Source organism: Acinetobacter sp. YH12106, from assembly GCF_013418995.1.
Taxonomy (GTDB): domain Bacteria; phylum Pseudomonadota; class Gammaproteobacteria; order Pseudomonadales; family Moraxellaceae; genus Acinetobacter; species Acinetobacter pseudolwoffii.
Genome location: NZ_VPAV01000001.1, coordinates 240,536 through 260,235, shown reverse-complemented (window position 1 = coordinate 260,235; position 19,700 = coordinate 240,536). Strand labels below are relative to the sequence as shown.

At 42.5% G+C, this 19,700-nt stretch carries 20 protein-coding genes; 8 read left to right on the top strand and 12 right to left on the bottom strand.

Features of this window, described 5'->3' with window-relative positions:
- The first annotated feature begins 19 nt into the window (after nt 1-19).
- Together FTU45_RS01385 and FTU45_RS01380 are read left to right on the top strand one after the other, a co-directional pair.
- A complete protein-coding gene (locus FTU45_RS01385; RefSeq protein ID WP_159138181.1) occupies nt 20-808 on the top strand; it encodes a PaaX family transcriptional regulator C-terminal domain-containing protein in 789 nt (262 codons plus the stop codon).
- Between the two features lie 91 nt (nt 809-899).
- Complete coding sequence (locus FTU45_RS01380) at nt 900-1,880, top strand: fatty acid desaturase family protein (RefSeq protein WP_180075774.1); 981 nt, start codon at nt 900-902, stop codon at nt 1,878-1,880.
- A gap of 27 nt (nt 1,881-1,907) precedes the next feature.
- Here the strand turns inward: FTU45_RS01380 and FTU45_RS01375 are convergent, their stop codons facing one another.
- Nucleotides 1,908-2,825 carry a cation diffusion facilitator family transporter gene (locus FTU45_RS01375; RefSeq protein ID WP_005096661.1) on the bottom strand — a complete coding sequence of 306 codons (918 nt, stop codon included), beginning with the start codon at nt 2,823-2,825 and terminating at the stop codon, nt 1,908-1,910.
- Nucleotides 2,826-2,958: 133 nt separating this feature from the next.
- Nucleotides 2,959-3,594 carry a glutathione transferase gene (yfcF, locus tag FTU45_RS01370; protein ID WP_100355056.1) on the bottom strand — a complete coding sequence of 212 codons (636 nt, stop codon included), beginning with the start codon at nt 3,592-3,594 and terminating at the stop codon, nt 2,959-2,961.
- Between the two features lie 227 nt (nt 3,595-3,821).
- On the opposite strand from yfcF, the gene FTU45_RS01365 reads away from it, so the two are divergent.
- Both FTU45_RS01365 and FTU45_RS01360 read left to right on the top strand, forming a co-directional pair.
- Nucleotides 3,822-4,541, top strand: coding sequence for a glutamine amidotransferase (locus tag FTU45_RS01365; RefSeq protein WP_074383170.1), 720 nt, complete (start codon nt 3,822-3,824; stop codon nt 4,539-4,541).
- A 49-nt stretch (nt 4,542-4,590) separates the two neighbouring features.
- Nucleotides 4,591-5,223, top strand: coding sequence for a threonine export protein RhtC (locus FTU45_RS01360; RefSeq protein WP_005096656.1), 633 nt, complete (start codon nt 4,591-4,593; stop codon nt 5,221-5,223).
- Nucleotides 5,224-5,294: 71 nt separating this feature from the next.
- On the opposite strand, the gene FTU45_RS01355 is transcribed toward FTU45_RS01360, so the two are convergent.
- The 5 genes from FTU45_RS01355 to FTU45_RS01335 all read right to left on the bottom strand — a co-directional run bounded on the left by FTU45_RS01355 (nt 5,295) and on the right by FTU45_RS01335 (nt 9,817).
- On the bottom strand, nt 5,295-5,885 hold the full coding sequence (locus FTU45_RS01355; RefSeq protein WP_005171307.1) for a YceI family protein: 591 nt from the start codon (nt 5,883-5,885) through the stop codon (nt 5,295-5,297).
- Nucleotides 5,886-6,013: 128 nt separating this feature from the next.
- Complete coding sequence (locus FTU45_RS01350) at nt 6,014-6,469, bottom strand: GNAT family N-acetyltransferase (RefSeq protein WP_005171309.1); 456 nt, start codon at nt 6,467-6,469, stop codon at nt 6,014-6,016.
- A gap of 174 nt (nt 6,470-6,643) precedes the next feature.
- Nucleotides 6,644-6,859: a hypothetical protein gene (locus tag FTU45_RS01345; RefSeq protein ID WP_005096650.1), complete on the bottom strand. Its 216-nt coding sequence runs from the start codon at nt 6,857-6,859 to the stop codon at nt 6,644-6,646.
- A 134-nt stretch (nt 6,860-6,993) separates the two neighbouring features.
- Nucleotides 6,994-8,982, bottom strand: a complete 1,989-nt coding sequence (gene tkt, locus FTU45_RS01340) for a transketolase (RefSeq protein ID WP_180075773.1) — start codon at nt 8,980-8,982, stop codon at nt 6,994-6,996.
- Nucleotides 8,983-9,433: 451 nt separating this feature from the next.
- The gene (locus FTU45_RS01335; protein ID WP_035337922.1) at nt 9,434-9,817 is read right to left on the bottom strand and encodes a prepilin-type N-terminal cleavage/methylation domain-containing protein; all 384 of its coding nucleotides are present in this window, start codon (nt 9,815-9,817) and stop codon (nt 9,434-9,436) included.
- 473 nt (nt 9,818-10,290) lie between these two features.
- Here FTU45_RS01335 and metK point away from each other — a divergent pair, with 473 nt between their 5' ends.
- The 3 genes from metK (at nt 10,291) to FTU45_RS01320 (ending at nt 13,714) form a co-directional block, all read left to right on the top strand.
- Nucleotides 10,291-11,457, top strand: a complete 1,167-nt coding sequence (gene metK, locus FTU45_RS01330) for a methionine adenosyltransferase (RefSeq protein ID WP_005096646.1) — start codon at nt 10,291-10,293, stop codon at nt 11,455-11,457.
- A gap of 353 nt (nt 11,458-11,810) precedes the next feature.
- Nucleotides 11,811-12,155: a hypothetical protein gene (locus FTU45_RS01325; protein ID WP_180075772.1), complete on the top strand. Its 345-nt coding sequence runs from the start codon at nt 11,811-11,813 to the stop codon at nt 12,153-12,155.
- 347 nt (nt 12,156-12,502) lie between these two features.
- On the top strand, nt 12,503-13,714 hold the full coding sequence (locus FTU45_RS01320; protein ID WP_180075771.1) for a YeeE/YedE family protein: 1,212 nt from the start codon (nt 12,503-12,505) through the stop codon (nt 13,712-13,714).
- Between the two features lie 52 nt (nt 13,715-13,766).
- Here FTU45_RS01320 and FTU45_RS01315 read toward each other — a convergent pair whose 3' ends face one another.
- The 3 genes from FTU45_RS01315 to FTU45_RS01305 form a co-directional block, all read right to left on the bottom strand.
- Nucleotides 13,767-14,276, bottom strand: a complete 510-nt coding sequence (locus FTU45_RS01315) for a hypothetical protein (protein WP_005096639.1) — start codon at nt 14,274-14,276, stop codon at nt 13,767-13,769.
- A 61-nt stretch (nt 14,277-14,337) separates the two neighbouring features.
- Nucleotides 14,338-15,117: a TIGR03915 family putative DNA repair protein gene (locus FTU45_RS01310; RefSeq protein WP_180075770.1), complete on the bottom strand. Its 780-nt coding sequence runs from the start codon at nt 15,115-15,117 to the stop codon at nt 14,338-14,340.
- Nucleotides 15,117-16,376: a putative DNA modification/repair radical SAM protein gene (locus tag FTU45_RS01305; protein ID WP_180075769.1), complete on the bottom strand. Its 1,260-nt coding sequence runs from the start codon at nt 16,374-16,376 to the stop codon at nt 15,117-15,119. The genes FTU45_RS01310 and FTU45_RS01305 overlap by 1 nt, the downstream gene beginning before the upstream one ends.
- 206 nt (nt 16,377-16,582) lie before the next feature.
- Between FTU45_RS01305 and FTU45_RS01300 the strand changes: the two genes are divergently transcribed.
- Complete coding sequence (locus tag FTU45_RS01300; protein WP_159137864.1) at nt 16,583-17,626, top strand: nitronate monooxygenase family protein; 1,044 nt, start codon at nt 16,583-16,585, stop codon at nt 17,624-17,626.
- A gap of 55 nt (nt 17,627-17,681) precedes the next feature.
- Here the strand turns inward: FTU45_RS01300 and FTU45_RS01295 are convergent, their stop codons facing one another.
- The gene (locus FTU45_RS01295; RefSeq protein ID WP_180075768.1) at nt 17,682-18,359 is read right to left on the bottom strand and encodes a hypothetical protein; all 678 of its coding nucleotides are present in this window, start codon (nt 18,357-18,359) and stop codon (nt 17,682-17,684) included.
- Nucleotides 18,360-18,607: 248 nt separating this feature from the next.
- Nucleotides 18,608-19,633, bottom strand: a complete 1,026-nt coding sequence (gene dusB, locus FTU45_RS01290; protein ID WP_100328724.1) for a tRNA dihydrouridine synthase DusB — start codon at nt 19,631-19,633, stop codon at nt 18,608-18,610.
- Nucleotides 19,634-19,700 lie beyond the last annotated feature (67 nt).

The window sequence follows — 19,700 nt, the reverse complement described above, 5'->3', positions numbered from 1 at the left end:
TTAATTACGATATCATTTCATGACTTATAAATTGAATGCCCGTCATCTGGTTTTAGACTTGTTATATGCGTCTCAAAATTCTACTGCCAGCATTAAACAGATGCTATGTGCAGCAGACTTATTAAGCATTTCTCACAATAGTTTGCGAGTTGCTGTAGCCCGATTGAATCAGGAAAATATCATTCAAGCTGTAGAGCGCGGCGTGTATCAATTGCTAGAAAAAAAATTTGATACTTCTTTTATCAGTTTAAACAAGCATCCCAATATGCAAATGGCGACCGCGTGGAATGGAAAATATGTACTGGTTTATACCGGTGCTTTGGGACGTGTAGATCGCACTGCATTATCCAAACGGGAAAAAGCACTAGGTTATTATGGCTTTCAGGAAATGGAGCAGAATGTTTTTATTCGTCCAGACAACTTAATGCTGAGCTTAACCGAATTAAAAACGGCTGCAATCCAGTTTGGATTAGATCCAGATGCACGTTTTTTTCAAGTCAGTGAGATAGATCAGGAAATAGATGTCAGTGCACTTTGGGATGTTCAAGCCTTACATCAAACTTATCTGGAGGTGAATCAAGACATTCATCAATGGTTTGATTACTCTCAAAGCTTGCCTTTATCTGATGCAGCAAAAACCGCCTTCTATCTCGGTAAATCTGCCTTATTTAGTTTACGTGCCGATCCCCTACTTCCTGCAGAATGGATAGAAGCCGAAGCTCGGCAACAATTTGAGCGGGCGGTTCGTAAAATAGAAAAACAGGGGCAATTTTTATGGCAGCAATATTTTAACAATCAGGGTGTATAATTTATTTCATATTTATTCACAAAAATAAATTGACTGTAATATTTAGGACAAATATATTGAAAGTAATGATAAGAACGCTATAGGCAAAACAATGAACACTAAGCTCAGTGTCACCGAATTTTTTAGCCGCGAAGAAATTAAAGAACTCACCACGACTTCTGACTTACATGGTGCTTGGTCTATAGCTTCAACTTGGGCTGTGATTGTGATGACCTTCGGTACAGTGGCCTATAGCTGGGAATATTTGCCCATTTGGGGAAAGGTTTTAATGTGTGCAGTGGCATTGGCGATTTTGGCAGGTCGTCAGCTGGCCATGGCGATTTTGATGCACGATGCCTCACACCATAGCCTGTTTAAAACCAAATGGCTAAATACACATTTGACCGATTGGCTGTGTGCACGCCCAATCTGGAATGAGGTCAGCAAATATCGTCCTTATCACTTGAAACATCATGCTAAAACCTCTCAACCAGACGACCCGGATTTAGGCCTGGTGAAAAACTTCCCCATTACTCAAAGCTCATTATTCCGAAAATTCTTTCGCGACTTAAACGGGCAATCTGGACTTAAATTTCTGGCAGGTCGGGTATTGATGGATTTGGAGCTTCTGGAATGGAGTGTATCCAACGATCCCAAACCTATTCCACGTAGTGATCGTAGCAAGGTAGATTTGGCCAAAAATCTGCTGAAAAACAGTTCAGGTATGCTGCTCGCGAATGCCACGATTTTCTCTGTGCTTTGGGCCAGTGGCCATCCTAAGCTGTATTTGCTATGGCCTTTGGCTTATATCACACCATTCCCTTTATTTATCCGTATTCGCGCAATGGCTGAACATGCGGGTCTGGAAACCAGTCATTCTGCCCTCAGCAATACCCGTACAACCCGCGCAGGTTATCTGGCACGGGCTTTTGTGGCACCGATTCATGTAAACTATCATATTGAACATCATTTAATGGCCGCTGTTCCGCATCAAAAGCTGGCGAAAATGCATCAAATGTTAAGAGAGCGTCAGTATGTCGATGCTCCACCAAGTTATTTGGATGTCATCCGTTCACTTCTAAAAAACAATTAAGCCCTGCGATGCTCAGATGATTATATTTCAGTGCTGATGGGTCGAATGCCCTCGTTGTTCCGGTGGACAATTTTCTGCCTCAATCTGTAAAGTCATTTCAGTAATATGATGCTGATGGCTCAACATTTCAAAAGCCTGATGACGCAGTTTCTGATAATCTACATTCGGTGCAACCAAATGTACCGTCAACATGACTTTTTTGGAAGTAATCGCCCAGACTTTAAGCTGATGAATATCTTGTACGCCTTCGAGTGCTAAAAGATCATGACGCAGTTTTTCAATATCAATTTCATCTGGCACTCCTTCCAGCAGAATATTGATACTTTGTTTGAGCAAAATCCAGGTGCGTGGCAAAACCCAAAATCCGATCAATACGGCAATCAGTGTATCTACCCACATCCAGCCAGTAAAATAAATCAGCAGCGCCCCGATCATCACGCCGACTGACCCCAATGCATCACTCAGCACCTCCAGATAAGCCCCTTTGATATTTAGACTTTCCTGACTACTCGACACCAGAATTTTCATCGAAATCAGGTTAATGATGAGTCCTAAGCTCGCCACAACCATCATCCCCAGACTCTGGATTTCTGGAGGATTGCTTAAACGTTGATAGGCTTCAAATAAAATATAAATCGCCACCACAAAGAGCATCAAGGCATTAAATAAGGCAGCCAGAATTTCAAAGCGTTGATAGCCAAACGTGCGTTTGTTATCTGCCGGTTTTTGCCCAATCTTGATGGCCACCAGTGCAATCGCCAGTGCCGCAGCATCAGTAAACATATGTGCGGCATCGGAAAGCAAGGCCAGACTCTGCGTCAAAAAGCCGGCAATAAGTTCCACAATTAAAAAACTGGTCGTGAGTGCCAGAGCAATCGATAATTTTTTGATATTTTTCGCAGTCACAGTGACATGACTATGCTCATGATGATGTGAATTCCCCACCCCGCACTCCTTAATAATGATGCAACAAGGACATTATTTCTCGTAATTTTCCACACAGTTCTGATTTATATTACGCTTGATTTTTATCTATTTAAGTCTTTTTTGTATCCTCTAGTTGATAAGTTTTGGCAGCTTAAAGCTTGAGCTTTTCATTTTCTGTTAGCCACGCCTGAACTGAAGCACGCTGGAAATTTCGCTGGATATATACCTGAATTTTATCAGGCAGTTCAATCTGCTGGCTAAGCAGGCGATGCAGCATAAAGGCCAGATCAAAATCTGCAATTGACCACTGCTCAGTCAGCCAGCGTTCACTGAGCAAGCTCTCTGTGACTGCCAATAAACGCTGAATATCTTGCAAGACTTCGGCTGATGCAATAAAAAGTCCTTTAGGCGCAACAAAGATTGAGTCTGAAGGCATGGCCTGGCGGATTGCCATAAAATCAGTTTTGACTAAAGCCTGAACTGCACGGCATTTTGCTCTGGCCTGACTCTCTCTGGGGTATAAAGCTGGATAATCTGGCACTGGAAAAGCATCTTCCAGATATTCTGTAATCGCCCAAGATTCAAATAAATGAAAATCATCCATCACCAGACAAGGGACTTTTCTACTGGGGCAAATTCTGCGATATGCCATGCTTTGTTGTTCCAGTTGATCTAGATCAACCGTTTTTTCCTGAAAATTCAGGCCTTTTTCTTTTAAAGCGACGTAAACTGACATGACATAGGGACTGATACGTTTTTTATCGATATAGAGACAGATATTGTGCATTTTTTCTTCCTCAGTCTTTTTATTCTATATTCACCTCTACTCTACTGCCTTTCTAGTGGGAAATGAAATTGGGCTGCATAATGATACAAAGCCGGTTCAGAGCCCTGCACCAGGATTCACTATTCAGATTGAGAATATCTTGCTTCATAAATTACGGGATTAAAAAGACTTCTATTTTTTTACAGAATGACGTTAAATAAATATTTCCCGTTTTAGATTAAATGACCATGCTGAACCTGGACCATTTCCCCGATACTGTATATGCAATCCAACATCTCGCTTTTGAAGACCTCGGTGCTTGGGAAGATGTATTTTATCAGCTGGGGCTACGTGTCCGCTATTTTGAAGCCGGGATTGATGACCTGCGTAAGGCTTATGAACATCCTGGTTTAACCGTAATTCTCGGTGGCCCAATTGGGGTTTATGAAACAGAAAACTTTCCTTTCTTACAAGCAGAAATAGACCTGCTTAAAGTACGTTTGGATAAGAATTTACCCACTTTAGGAATCTGTCTGGGTGCTCAATTGATTGCGCATGCGCTTGGTGCCAAAGTCTATGCAGGACAGAGCAAAGAAATGGGCTGGTCTAAGCTCAGTCTTGCAGCTATCGAGAATAATCCACTGCGAAATCTGGAAAATATTGAAGTGCTACATTGGCACGGTGATACCTTTGACCTACCTGAACAGGCTGAATTACTGGCAAGTACTGAGCTTTATGCAAATCAGGCCTTTCGTATAGGCAGTAATATTCTGGCACTACAATTCCATCCTGAAGTCGCCAGTGATAGTCTGGAAAAATGGCTGATTGGCCATAGCTGTGAATTAAGTCAGGCTAAAATTGATATTCCTGCACTACGCGCTGCCAATCTTCAGTTTGCGCCTGTACTGGAAACCACCTCGCAAACTGTATTAGAGCAATATCTGGCGCAATTAAATATCGTATCCTAGTCTCAGATGCATTCCAGGCTAAACTCTTCCTCTCGACTGTAGAAACATTATGAGCGCATTATTCGGCATTGCCGTGATTCATTTTTTCGCCCTGATTAGTCCAGGGCCGGACTTTTTCTTTGTCACCCAAAGTGCCATCCGGCAGTCCAGAAAGCATGCTTTATGTGCAGCCCTCGGTATTTCATTGAGCATTCTGGTCTGGTCAATTTGTGCACTTGGCGGCCTGCATTTTTTATTTCAGAAAATGGTCTGGTTACAGCAGGTCTTAATGCTATTGGGTGGATTATATCTGCTCTATCTGGGCAGTTTGATGTTGAAGTCGAGCTTTAAGACACCTCTACCGTTAACAAATTCGAAAGCAGAAGCTCTTTCTATCGTTCAGCCGTCGTATCTTAAATTATTGCTGCAAGGTTTTTTCACCAACATGGCCAACCCCAAAGCCCTGATTTACTTTAGCAGCGTATTTGCATTGGCGATTAGCCCTAATGCAAAACTATCAGAACAGTCTTCTCTTTTAGCTCTGGTCTTTATCGAAAGTTTGCTCTGGTTTACGGTTGTAGCCATTATTTTTTCAATGCCGAAAATGACGACTTATTATCAAAAATTTGCCAAATGGATTGATGGAGTTACAGGCGGGATCTTTATCAGTTTTGGCTGTCTGCTGATTCTGAATCGTGATTAGATCTAAGTCATTTTATTCGATAAAAAAGCACCTGAATCAGGTGCTTTTTCATACTATCCATACAGAGAATCTTATTTCTTTGTAGGCGCAGGTACAGTGGCTTCAGTGGTAATCTGAACAGTAATTTTATCACCCACACTCGGTACGTTTGCTCCTAAACCAAATGCAGAGCGGTCAAATGAAGTGGTTGCATTGAAACCAATTGCTGGAACTTTCATCATTGGATGTTCAGCCTGTTTGTTTAAAACAGCATCCAATACCACAGGTTTGGTCACGCCTTTAATAGTTAAGTCACCAGTAATTTTGAAGTTCTTTTTGTTCTGCGTTTCTACTTTGGTACTTTTAAAGCTGATGTTTGGATATTTTGCTGCATCAAAGAAATCGGCTTTCTTTAAGTGATCATCTAAAGCTGTCACGTTGGTATTAATACTGGATACTGGAATTGTCACATGCACAGCTGACTTTGCCGGTTGTTCATTGTCCACCACGATTTTGCCCTGAATATCAGAGAAATTACCAGATGGCGTAGAAAAACCGAAATGATCCCAGCTAAATACGGCTGCAGTATGGGTCGGGTCAATTGTATAGGTTACTGGTTTTGCAATAGAAAATGTTGCTACAGATGAAACCGCTAAGCCTAATGCTAATGTTTTGAAATTCATGTTTTTATCTCTCGTTTTGGATGTTATTCAGTGTATAGAATTAAGAAATATTTACATCTCTAAAGATAAAACGTTTTGTTGCAGCGATGAAACGATAAATTTGTAAGTTATTTTTTAAATTTCTATTATTAATCCATACGGTACTGGATAAATCCGGTCTTTTTGGCCACTTTATCATAGAGCATTTGTGCCTGACGATTTGATTCATGCGTGAGCCAGTAAACGCGGTCACAATTACGCTGTTCTGCCACCTGATAAACCTGTTCAATCAACTTGCAAGCGATACCTTGACCTCGATACTGCGAAGGCACAAATAAATCCTGCAAATAAGCATAAGGTCGTAGCGTCCAACTGCTGTCATGCTCGACCACATGTACAATGCCCACCACTTTTTCATCAAGCAATGCAGCAAATCCATACATCGAATCTAGCTCAGTACTGTGTAATTTCGCCCAGGTATTTTCACTGACCTCATCACAGATCTTCGCATGATAAAAAGCCTGATATTCTTGCCATAAAGGCAGCCATTGGTACTGTGATATTTGCTCTAAAGATTTGATCTGAATCTGGGAATTTATTTTCATGTTTACCAACTTCTTTTGCCTATTTCATCAATATAAGCCGTTTCGATAGGATGCTGAGTTCTATAGCGAGTTACAAGCTTATCTTTATCTCATCTGGTTTTGATAAGCAACTTCCAGACAAAAATCATCTGGCATAAAAAAAGCCCCAATCAGGGACTTTTTAGTATTTTAGCTTTACAGTTTTTCAACCAGAATACGATCAACCTGTTTTAGGCCAGTCGTCTTTTCATGGTTTTTACGGCGGACTTTGATGACTTTTTCTTCCGCGAGTTCTTGCAGCATTAACTCAACCGCCATCATGGCCTCAAGAGGTAGATCCTGCCCGATCCATTTCTGTTCGCCTGCATCCATCAGAGTAATTTCTTCGCTAATTTGCTCGTACAAGCTCATGTTCATCTCACTTTTTGCATTCAATTATCAAGAGAACTCTTCAACTCTTGTCACATGAAAACAGAGCTAAAAAGACCAAAAAACAAAAAGACGCCCCAAAACTGGGACGCCATTTTAAACTTTTAAAGGGCTGATTAAGCAGTAATTTCTTTTACTGCTGCAACAACGGCTTCAGTGGTAATACCAAAGTGCTGGAACAAGTCTTTTGCAGGTGCAGATTCACCATAAGTACTCATACCAATTACGCGACCATCTAGACCAACGAATTTCCACCAATAATCTACATGCGCTGCTTCAACCGCAACACGCGCACGAATATTGGATGGAAGAACTGCTTCACGGTACGCTGCATCTTGCTTCATGAATTCTTCAGCACATGGCATAGACACGACACGCACGCCCTCAAGCTGTGCATAAGCTTCCATTGCCAAAGCAACCTCTGAACCTGTTGCAATAATAATCGCTTTTAATTCGCCTTTTTCTTCAGCCAATACATAACCACCTTTCGCAGCGTTCTCAATTTGTGTTTGAGTACGAGTTTGGAAAGCTAAGTTTTGACGAGAGAAGATTAATGCTGTCGGACCCTCAGAACGAGTCAATGCAGACTTCCAAGAAATTGCAGCTTCAACGGTGTCACATGGACGCCAGGTATTCAGGTTTGGTGTACCACGTAAAGATGCAATTTGCTCGATTGGCTGATGCGTAGGACCATCTTCACCGAGACCAATAGAGTCATGTGTGTACACATGAATCACACGTTGCTTCATCAAGGCAGACATACGTACTGCATTACGTGCATATTCCATAAACATCAGGAATGTTGCCACATAAGGAATAAAACCGCCATGCAGCGCAACACCATTGGCGATTGCAGTCATACCGAATTCACGCACGCCATAATGCACATAGTTACCTGCTGCATTGTCTTGTACACCTTGCGCACCTTTCCACAGCGTCAGGTTAGAACCAGCCAAGTCCGCAGAACCGCCTAGCACTTCTGGCAATAATGGAACCAGTGCTTGCAATGCATTTTGGCTTGCTTTACGTGTCGCGATGGTTTCAGCTTTAGCATTCACTTCAGCGATATAGGCATCTGCTTTTGCAACGAAGTCTGCTGGCAAATCACCTGACATACGGCGTTTTAGCTCTGCCGCTTCAGTCGGATATTTTGCAGCATAGGCAGCAAATGTTTCATTCCACGCTGCTTCAGTTTTAGCGCCCTTGTCTTTGGCATCCCAAGCTGCATACACATCTTCAGGAATAACAAATGCTTCGTCAGTCCAGCCTAATGCTGCACGCGTCAAGACAATTTCATCATGCCCGAGTGGCGCACCATGGCTGTCTTCTTTACCTTGCTTGTTTGGTGAACCCAAACCAATCACTGTTTTACAGATAATGATGGTTGGCTTAGCAGTTTCAACTTTAGCTGCTAAAGTTGCAGCACGAAGCGCTTCGCTATCATGACCATCTACTTTAAGTACTTGCCAGCCGTAAGCCAAGAAACGTTGTTCGGTATCGTCAGAGAACCAGCCTTCCACTTCACCATCAATCGAGATACCGTTGTCGTCATAATAGGCAATTAACTTACCAAGACCTAAGGTACCTGCCAATGAACACACTTCATGTGAAATACCTTCCATCAGGCAGCCATCGCCCAGGAAGCAGTAAGTAAAGTGATCCACAACCTGAAGGTCATCTTTATTAAATTGTGCGGCTAAGGTTTTTTCAGCCAGCGCAAAACCAACAGCATTGGCGATCCCTTGACCTAGAGGACCAGTCGTCGTTTCAATCCCGGGTGCATAACCCAATTCCGGGTGACCAGGTGTTTTAGAATGAAGTTGACGGAATGCTTTTAGATCTTCAATCGAAAGATCGTAGCCCGTTAAATGAAGCAGTGCATATTGAAGCATAGAGCCATGGCCATTTGACAATACAAAACGGTCACGGTTAGCCCAATTCGGGTTGGTCGGGTTGTGGTTCAGGAATTCACGCCAAACCACATCAGCGATATCTGCCATCCCCATTGGAGCACCTGGATGTCCTGAGTTTGCTTTTTGCACAGCATCCATTGCCAATACACGAATTGCGTTTGCAATACGGCGTTCATTAAGCGGGGTTGTCATAAATCAGAGTCCAAAATATTCAGAAATAGGAAATGATGAAAAGACTTTCAAAACTATGGTCTATTGTCTTAAAAAAACAGCGAGGGGTAAAGACTAAGCAACAACATTTATCAGTTTATTAGTCTTGTATTTCCTTATCGGGTAATTATTCCACATTTTTCTCTCTAGTTCTGTTTTCTCTGGTCACTTTTGCGATGGATTTATTAGATATGATAGTTAGCATATTGTTGTCTGATTGAGCTTTTCAACCCTGGATTTTTTAGAATTGACTGTTACTTCGTTTTTAATCTAAAGTCGGCTCCATCCGTTCAAAGCGAGATGTGTCATATAATTTTCTCGTTGATGATGGAAAGCATTGATGATTCATTCTTATCAATAGATCAATCAACTATGTATTTTTTAGATGAAAAGCTTACATCTATTTAGGCTCAATCATAAGCAGCAAGCGTGCTTAGCGCCCTTGGCAGCTTTTAGGTAAATAGCGCTGATAAATATCGGTCGAGAAGCATTTTCCCGTATAGACATCAAATGCAATTGATTTACCCCGAATCGCTGCATCTAGGCCTTGCTGTCGCAGCTTAAACTCAATTCGGCATGTTGCATTAATCACCACTTTTTCGATATATCGTGTATTCCCCCCAATCTCGCGTCCAGCATCACAATGCTGACCTGAGGCAATGAACTGAGTTCGATATGTGCCAGCCTGCTCAAACACTTCAGCCAGTTGAGCACGTACCACATAGCCCTGATAGCTCATAAACGCCATGGTGGCTAAAATCGCTATCATCGTCAGTACAATCATCACCTCAATTAAGGTAAATGCCTTTTGATACATCATGACTTATCTCCGTACAGCCTTACTTCAAGAAGCCCATACAAAAAGAATCTTGGCCATGCTTAACCGGCCAGTAGTGAAACCTTAGGCCTAATATGCAGAGAAGCCGATGCAACCACAATACAGCTAGTCGAATCATGTTGAATCACATGCGAGCGTATTAATGTAATGATCACTTTCCTGAAAATCGCTCAGATTTTAGCTTTATATTTTTCCAATCAGCGATCTTTTAAAATTTATTCGAGAATATAACTGTTTAATTTTGCTACATCTGGGAAAATCCGGATTAATTTGTCGCTCCTTGCCAAATCAGCAATGACGGTTAAATCGACATATCAATTTTTTTAATTCTATTAATCAATTAAAAACACAATAATTTGAAACAATTTCGACCAATTTTGTCGTGTTAAGCTAGTCCTAGAGCGCAACTCGATGTAACATATCGGGTCTTTAAAATTAACTGTGATAGGACTATGCGCGAGTACGCTGTATTTACTTCGGAATCTGTAAGCGAAGGCCATCCAGATAAAATGGCTGACCAAATCAGTGACGCTATTTTGGATGCAATCTTAAAAGAAGACCCTTATGCACGGGTTGCTTGTGAAACGCTTGTAAAAACAGGTGCGGTTGTACTTGCCGGTGAAATCACAACGACGGCCAATATCGATTTTGAAGCGGTAGTACGCCATACCGTGAACGGTATTGGTTATCACCATTCTGATCTGGGTTTTGATGGTTCGACCTGTGCCGTAATCAACATGATTGGCAAACAGTCACCTGAAATTGCTCAGGGTGTAGACCGTCAGAAACCTGAAGATCAAGGTGCCGGCGACCAAGGTTTGATGTTTGGTTATGCCAGCCGTGAAACTGACGTTTTAATGCCTGCGCCAATTACCTATGCACATCGCTTAATGGAAAAACAAGCAGAGCTTCGTCGTAATGGAACTTTGCCTTGGTTACGCCCAGATGCGAAAAGCCAAGTGACCTTTGCTTATGAAAATGGCAAACCTGTTCGTTTAGATGCTGTGGTTTTGTCGACTCAACACGATCCTGAAATTTCACAAGCCAATCTTAAAGAAGCTGTGATTGAAGAAATCGTGAAGAAAATCATTCCTGCCGATATGTTCCATGCAGAGACCAAATTCCACATCAACCCAACGGGTATGTTCGTGATTGGCGGCCCTGTCGGTGACTGTGGTTTGACAGGTCGTAAAATTATCGTAGATACCTACGGTGGTATGGCGCGTCATGGCGGTGGTGCTTTCTCTGGCAAAGATCCATCTAAGGTTGACCGTTCTGCTGCCTATGCAGGGCGTTATGTAGCAAAAAATATCGTTGCGGCTGGTCTTGCAGACAAGTGTGAAATCCAGGTGTCTTATGCAATTGGTGTTGCTGAACCCACTTCAATTTCAATCAACACTTTTAATACTGCAAAAGTATCTGAAGAATTGATTATTGCCTTGGTTCGTGAGCACTTTGACCTACGCCCATATGGCATTACCCGCATGCTGGATCTGATTCAGCCAATGTATAAGCAGACTGCGGCTTATGGTCATTTTGGCCGTGAAGGCTCTGATACGGCCTTTACTTGGGAAAAAACCGACAAAGTGGAAGCGCTTAAAGCCTCTGCTGGTCTCTAATTTTCTCTTTAAAAAGCCCGCACCCTGCGGGCTTTTTTTATGACTGGGATTTTATTGCTTAAAATCATCTTTTTTATACGACTGACAACTTAAATCGCAAGATTAATAATATACCCTGTTCACCTCCATCATCCTTGAATGCTTATTAAATTAGAAATTTTTTAGTTTCTGGATCTGACTCATTTAATACACTTAAAACAACTTATTAAATAAGTCCTGAGCGAGTTAAAGCAGCATAAGTATTGAAAAAAGTTACAGTTAATCAACAAATTTTGATCTATTTTCTAGCATAAACTTTAAGAAATGACTGTTAAATTAGTTGGCAGCTATACAACAACAAGGGATATTACTCGATGAATAAATTAATGATTGCTTTAGGTTTAGTGGCAACTGTTGCCTTGGTCGGCTGTAACAAAGATAAAGCACCTGAAACCGGGGCAACGACAGGTGAGCATTTAGAAAATGCAGCAGATCAAGCCGGTCATGATATGCAAGATGCAAGCCGTGAAGCTGCGGTAGACACTGAAAGAGCCTTGGATAATGCAGCGGAAAATACAGCTCAAGCAGCTGACGAAGCTGCTGCTGCAACGTCTCGAGCAGCAGATGCTACTGCTGAAGTAGCACGAAAAGCCACTGCGGCCACTGCAGCTGCGGTTGAAGAAGGTGCTGGCAATGTTCGAGAAAAAGCTGAAAACTGATTTTAGCTCTCAGTTTAATGCTTAAAAAGCCTGCGATTCAATTTGCAGGCTTTTTTATGTACTTCATTTGAAAATCTAGAAACTCAAAAATGCTCGATACTGATCTATCGGCATAAAACCATACGATTAAATCTGCAATTTATTTAAGCTGCTTAAGTGTAGAGAATTACAGAATAATGAGATGTTCCATTAGATTTATTTTTATAATTCACTCCCACAAATCAGATAAAGTGATAAAACTTATCAACTATAAGAATGACTTAATACTCACTCATTGGCCAAAATGGGCTGCATTTAAGCTGAAATTCAGTAGAATACCAGCCTTTATTTTTAAAATTTAATCTCCCATGTCAGTCATTGCTGCTGCTTCCCAACGGTCGAATATTTCGGTCTGGGTGGCTTTTATTTTACTTGTAATCGGTACAATCGGTGCCTATCAGATCGTTGGCTTAAATCAGGCTCTGTTATTTTTAATCGGTGGTGCGCTAGGCATGACCCTGTACCATGCCTCATTTGGTTTTACCTCGAGTTGGCGCGTCTTTATCAAGGAACGTCGCGGTCGTGGTCTGCGTGCACAAATGATTATGCTCGCTCTAGCAGTATTGTTATTCTTCCCCGCTTTAGGTGCGGGTGAATTGTTTGGCAACCCGGTCACAGGTAACGTCAGTCCTGTTTCCATGTCAGTCATGATTGGTGCCTTTATTTTCGGCATCGGCATGCAGCTCGGTGGCGGTTGTGCATCGGGTACGCTGTATACCGTGGGTGGTGGTAGTGCACGTATGCTGGTAACACTCTTGTTCTTCTGTATCGGCTCTGTGATTGCAACCTCACACTTAGACTGGTGGTTTGCTTTGCCGCATCTGGAACCTATTTCTCTGGTACAGAGTTTAGGGGTGATGCCTGGATTGCTGCTGAGCTTTGTTATTTTTGCACTGATTGCTGCGGCGACTGTTTATTTCGAAAAGAAACGTCATGGTCGTCTGGAAGTAGAACCAAGCAGTGAGCATCAAGGCTGGAAACGCTTTATTCGTGGTCCATGGCCTCTGATTTGGGGCGGGATTATTCTGACCCTGCTCAACTTTGCGACGTTGGCACTTGCAGGTCGTCCTTGGGGCGTGACTTCTGCCCTGGCAGTTTGGGGTGCAAAAGGCGCCACTTTAGTGGGTGTTGATGTAACTGCATGGGATTATTGGCAGAAAGCTGGCAATGCCAAAGCACTTACAGAGTCGTTGTGGTTTGATATTACCTCGATGATGAACTTTGGCATCATGCTCGGTGCTTTGCTGGCAGCCAGTCTGGCAGGTAGGTTTGCCCCGAATTTCAACATTCCGAAACGCTCGCTCATTGCTGCTGTTGTCGGTGGCATCATGCTCGGCTATGGTGCACGCCTGGCTTATGGCTGTAATATTGGTGCGTATTTCAGTGGCATCGCTTCAGGCAGTTTACATGGCTGGTTATGGCTGGTGTTTGCCTTTATCGGTAATGGTATTGGGGTCAAACTTCGTCCAATTTTCTTCCCGGAAGAAAAACCACAAGCTGAAAAAATTACAGGTTGTTAATTATTTAAACTAAAAAGCCCATCTTAATGATGGGCTTTTTTATCTTTAAGATTTAAAGCGCGGCTTTTAAATTACAACCATAACCCATGGTCTGCTGAACCTGACGATAAGTGGTATAGCGATCCAGAATAAAAGTATAGAAGTGATCGGCATTCGAAAAATTGTCTTTTAGATTTTCATTGGCAGCATTCGGCAATTGGATGTCATCGACCAGTTCCAGATTATAATGCCCCAAACGATACATATCGGCAAAATAAGCATTCATCATATCGCAATAGGCAATTTTACTTGGTTTTAATGCCGTACTGCTGACCAAATGACGGTTTAAAGTTTGCAGATTGTTCACATCTAAAGGAAACTGGTGTGAGAAAGCAATACTTTCTAGTTTTTTAAATTTCTGAAAATCCTGAGCCAATTGGCTATTGAGTGCATCAAAACGTTGCTGCAATTCCTGCGCTGTCTGAACCTGATATTTGACTGGATCGACGACCGGTTTTTGTGGCTCTTTCGAGCATGCTGTTAATCCAATGAGCAGCGCCAATGACGTTAGCCATACCTTCATATCTATGCACTCAATCTAAATATAAACGCTTATTATGCCTGAAAGATGCCAGATGTACTGTTTAAAGTGTTTTCTCATTCATATAACGCCAGTAGCGTTTCGGTACATATTGAATATGCAGTTTCATATTGTTACGTGTCTGAATATTCACACTATTAAAATAATCTTTCCAGAGCTGATCATACAACCATTCATCATCATCCAGTTCGATACTGAATGACTGACTGTGCCCAATCTGGATTTGTGAATCAATTGCTTCAGCATTCATCTCGACCTGATGTACCTGCTCTAAATCATAATAAATCCCGTAATTGCGCAGCTCATCATAAATCAGCCAGGATTGATCCTGATAGCGCTCCTGAAAATGTCGGGAAATAATCGGTAGAACATTAAAGTCTGGCTTAACCAGACTCAGGAATAGTCCATCCTTGGCCTTTTTAAAGCGTACAAAAGCCTCCATACGGTGCTTTTCCCGTCCGACTTGCTTGGCCCATTGCGACATACCGATAACCGCATGATGACCATAATCTTTATCGACAGGTCGCTGGTTTTTAAATACATAAACCGCGAAATCAAATAGAATCTGAAACGCTGCTTCTTGTTCCGACAGAAAAGTATAGTAAAAAGTACGCAAGCTGCTGGAGGAGACTTTTTGCTTGAGCCCCTGCCAGACCCGCTGTCCATGCTCATCATTAGAGCTAACATAAATAAATTCATCAAACAGGCCATTTTGTGCTTGTGGATTGGCAGTGATGCGGGCATTCAGTTCCTTAAACTCAAAAACCCGAAATACACAACTGAGCAAGCCGGTCATGCTGCCATCAAAACAGTAACAGGCCATCAGAATGCCAATCCAAGCTGTGGTGAAAGCTGCTGCAGATATTTAGATTGGCCAGACTGTAAAATTTGCTGACGGATCTGATGCGATTGCTGATCTTTCTTAAATTTTGGCGTATCAGCACAGCGGATAAAATGCTGTGCGCGGTTATATGCCACACCCATGCGTTTTAGCTGATCGATATGAATCTGACCAAAACGGCGTGCCTGTACAATTTTTTTGGCCGAACTTACCCCAATACCCGGTACACGCAAAATCATTTTATAGTCGGCATGGTTAATATCAACTGGAAAAGCTTCAGGATGTCGCAAGGCCCAGCTGAGTTTGGGATCAATATCCAGATCCAGATTCGGATGCTGGTCATCGACAATTTCATCGGCAGAAAATTCATAAAAACGCATTAACCAGTCGGATTGATATAGACGGTTTTCTCTTAATAATGGCGGCGCTGAACCGACAACCGGTAAGGCTTTTTCTTCAGGATTAATCGGAATATAGCCGGAAAAATACACCCGTTTCAGCTTAAATTCCTTGTAATGCCGATCGGCCATTAAAATAATGTCTTGGTCAGTTTCACTGTGTGCGCCCACCACCATCTGTGTGGTTTGTCCGGCAGGTACAAATTTTGGCACCGATTTAATCAATTTGCGTTCATCTTTGAGCTGGATCAGTCGATCCCGCACAATCCCCAAATCTTTTTGTACTTCGGCATGGGTTTTTTCAGGCGCAAATTTCTGTAATCCGGATTCAGTCGGCATTTCCAGATTAATACTCATGCGGTCTACGTATAGTCCGGCTTCGGTAATGATTTCCTGAGATGCACCCGGAATGGTTTTCAAATGAATATAGCCATTAAAGTTTTCTTCCAGTCGCAGTTTTTTCACTACCTGTAGCATCCGCTCCATGGTGTGATCCGCCGATTTGAAAATGCCCGAGCTTAAAAACAGACCTTCAATATAATTACGGCGGTAAAAGTTCATGGTCAAATCCACCACTTCCTGCACGGTAAATGCTGCTCGCTTGACGTCATTGGAACGGCGCGAAACACAATAAGAGCAATCAAAAATACAGACATTGGAAAATAGAATTTTCAGCAAGGAAACGCAGCGGCCATCTTCGGTATAGCTATGACAAATACCATTGCCGGTATTTCCTACCCCTTTGTCTTTATTTTTACGATTACTTCCACTGGATGAACAGGACACATCATACTTGGCAGCATCGGCTAAAATTTGCAGTTTTTCACGGATACGATCAGACATGAGCTCAGAAAGATTTGACCAAAATGTTATTATAAAGTCTTCAATTGCAGCGCTATAGTTGATCTGTCTGGCTAGCGACATAGCGTGTCGTGAGAAATGTAAATGACAGCTAAGCAAAGTTTAAGTATTTCAAAATAAAATAACCAATATGATTTGCTTAATTTTGAACTCAAGGGCAAAGTAAAAACATAACAAGGAGCAAATCTATGTCTTTATTAGAAAATCTCGGAATTAAACATCCTATTTTCTTGGCGCCGATGGCAGGTGTCTCTACAGCTGAACTTGCAGCTGAAGTGTCCAATCAAGGCGGCTTGGGTTCACTCGGTTTGGGAGCCAGCAGTATCGAGGCAGCACGACAACAGATTTTAAAAACTCAAGAATTGACAGACTGCCCTTTTCAGGTGAATTTTTTCTGTCATGACAGTGTGCCCCTAGATAAAGCTGTCGCGCAGGCATGGATCGCACAGTTTAAAAATAAATTTATTGAATATGGGGCGCAGCCACCCGAGCATTTAAACTGTATTTATCCGAGCTTTAAAGACAATGATGACTTCCTGAATCTGGTGCTGAAAACCAAACCACGGGCGGTCAGTTTTCATTTTGGCATTCCGCATCCGCATCAGATTCAAGCCTTAAAACAGGCAGGAATTTTAACCATGGTTTCTGCGACCAATTTTGCCGAAGCCAAAGCCATTGAAGCTGCCGGAATTGATATTATTATTGCCCAAGGTATTGAAGCCGGTGGTCATCGTGGAATTTTCAGTACCAAATTCGATGCTTCGGTCAAAACCTCTAATCTGGTGAAACTGATCAAACAGCATTGTTCCCTGCCGATTGTGGCAGCAGGCGGGATTATGGACGGCCAACAGGCAAGACAAATGCTGGATTTCGGTGCCGATGCCGTGCAACTTGGCACTGCATTTGTACAGTGCAAATCGTCCAATGCCAATGAGGCTTATCGTAAAGCCCTGCTTTCCAAGCCACTCACTCAAGTCAGTGCCAGTATTTCCGGTCGCCCTGCTCGTGGAATCATCAACCACTGGCATATGGACGTCGATACACCAGAACGTCTGGATGTGCCGGCTTATCCTTATACCTATGATCTGGCCAAGCAATTACATGCTGCTGCAGCCGAGCATGGTGATCAGGGTTATGGCGCGTTCTGGGCAGGCTCAAATGTGGCACAAATTCGTGAAATGGAAGCATCCGATCTGATCAATCAGCTGGTGCTGGAAATGAAACATCTCTAAAATTTATCAACATTAAAAACCTCTCTAATTAGAGAGGTTTTTTATTCAGTCGGACTTAGCGGGTAAGTCGATGCCAGGCATCTTTGACTGCAAACTTGGCTTCTTCCCAATTTAAGCGGGATTCACCTTTCACCTGTTCCCACTTGGTCCGTAGTTCAGGTTCCGCATGATCAAAATCTGTATCACGATCATACATGGCACGGTTTTCATAACCTACACGATAAGCGCCGCGATAGTCACGATCATAGTCTAGATCGCTGTAGGTATTCCGCGTTTCATTAAAATACGGGCGATTATGATACTCATCGCGCCAGTAATTATCTTCGGCAATCAACTGGTCAGGATGCTGATAATTATCTGCCTCACTTCGAACTTCTGGATGCTGGTAGTTATCTGCCTGTTTTTGGCGATCTGATGTTGCAATATCATTACCGGCAATGCCACCAACCACACCACCGATAATGCCGCCCACCACTGCACCTGGAGGACCACCGACCAGACCTGCAACGGCCCCTACAGCAGTACCACCTACTGTACCCGCACTGGTCGCAGCCAGATTATCTTTGCCTTCATTCATATCTGGCACATTCGGATTATCTTTTTCAGGAGTATTTAAATCCGGACGTGCATTGGCATCAGTAGGATCTATATTTAAGCCTTCGCTGCGTTCTTGTGGCAATTCCGTTGACGTTTTATGGCTAAATTCTGTGACTGGACGATTGGTATTTGTCATTACAGATCTCCCTTGGTGATGACTACAAACAAGAAGGATCACCTCCTGTTCATATTAGATGAATCCATCATAGAACAAGTTTAAGTAAGCAATGTCCAAGTCCTGTCCGGTTTAAGTCAACAAAATGTTGTGCTATGTATTTGACCGGCTTAAGTGTAAACAGCGTGCTAAAATCGACGCGCTCAAGATAAAAAAGGTAGTATTTCTACACAAAACATATTTCTTGATTACCTCCTACTAGCCTGCCATCATTTGGTCTCTAATAAATTGACCTGTTCGACCTGAACATCACTCATGGTTGAGCCATGTTCAAGTAAAGTATTAAAATAATCTTCTACTACACGATATTGATCAGCTGTATTTTCTACCTGATACATGCCCTGACGAAACTCGTTGCTTGAACGCAGACCTTTGGTATACCAGGCAATATGTTTCCGGGAAATTCGGCAACCGGAATACTCGCCATAAAACTCATATAGCTCAGCCAAATGTCCCAATAGAACATCCTTAACTTCTGTAATACTCGGCGCATCCAGATATTGGCCAGTTTTTAAATAATGGGCAATTTCACGAAAAATCCAGGGACGACCTTGTGCTGCACGTCCGATCATGATGGCATCTGCACCGGTATAATCCAGTACGTATTTGGCTTTTTCAGGACTGTCAATATCTCCGTTGGCAATCACGGGAATATTCAACATGTCTTTTACATCTTTAATGAGTGAATAGCGGGCGGTATTTAAATACATATCTTCACGGGTACGGCCATGTAAAGCCAGCGCCGCAATTCCGGCATCTTCCGCACGTTTTGCCACCCGCATGATATTTTCATGACCATTTAAATACCCCAGACGGGTTTTTAAAGTTACCGGCACATCGACCGCAGCCACGACAGTATCCAAGATACGGGCAACTAAATCTTCATCCTGTAGCAAGGCTGAACCGGCTAATCGATTGCAGACCTTTTTGGCTGGACAGCCCATATTAATATCAACAATTTGTGCACCATTGGCCACCTGATAACGCGCAGCCTCAGCGAGATCTTGTGGATCTGAACCGGCAATCTGGGCTGAGATAGGCGCCAGCTCCCCATCAAAATTGGCACGGTAAAGACTTTTTTTGCTCATACGCAAAGTTTTGTCTGAGGTCATCATTTCACTGACCGCATGACCTGCACCAAAATACTTGCACAAGGTTCTAAACGGACGGTCAGTCACACCTGCCATCGGGGCGACAATCAAATTGTTTGACAGTTGATATGGACCAATATACATATAAATTCATCACTTTTTTGATGGGCATAGTATACTGCATCTGCCTTATTCGCTCATCTTTTCAATT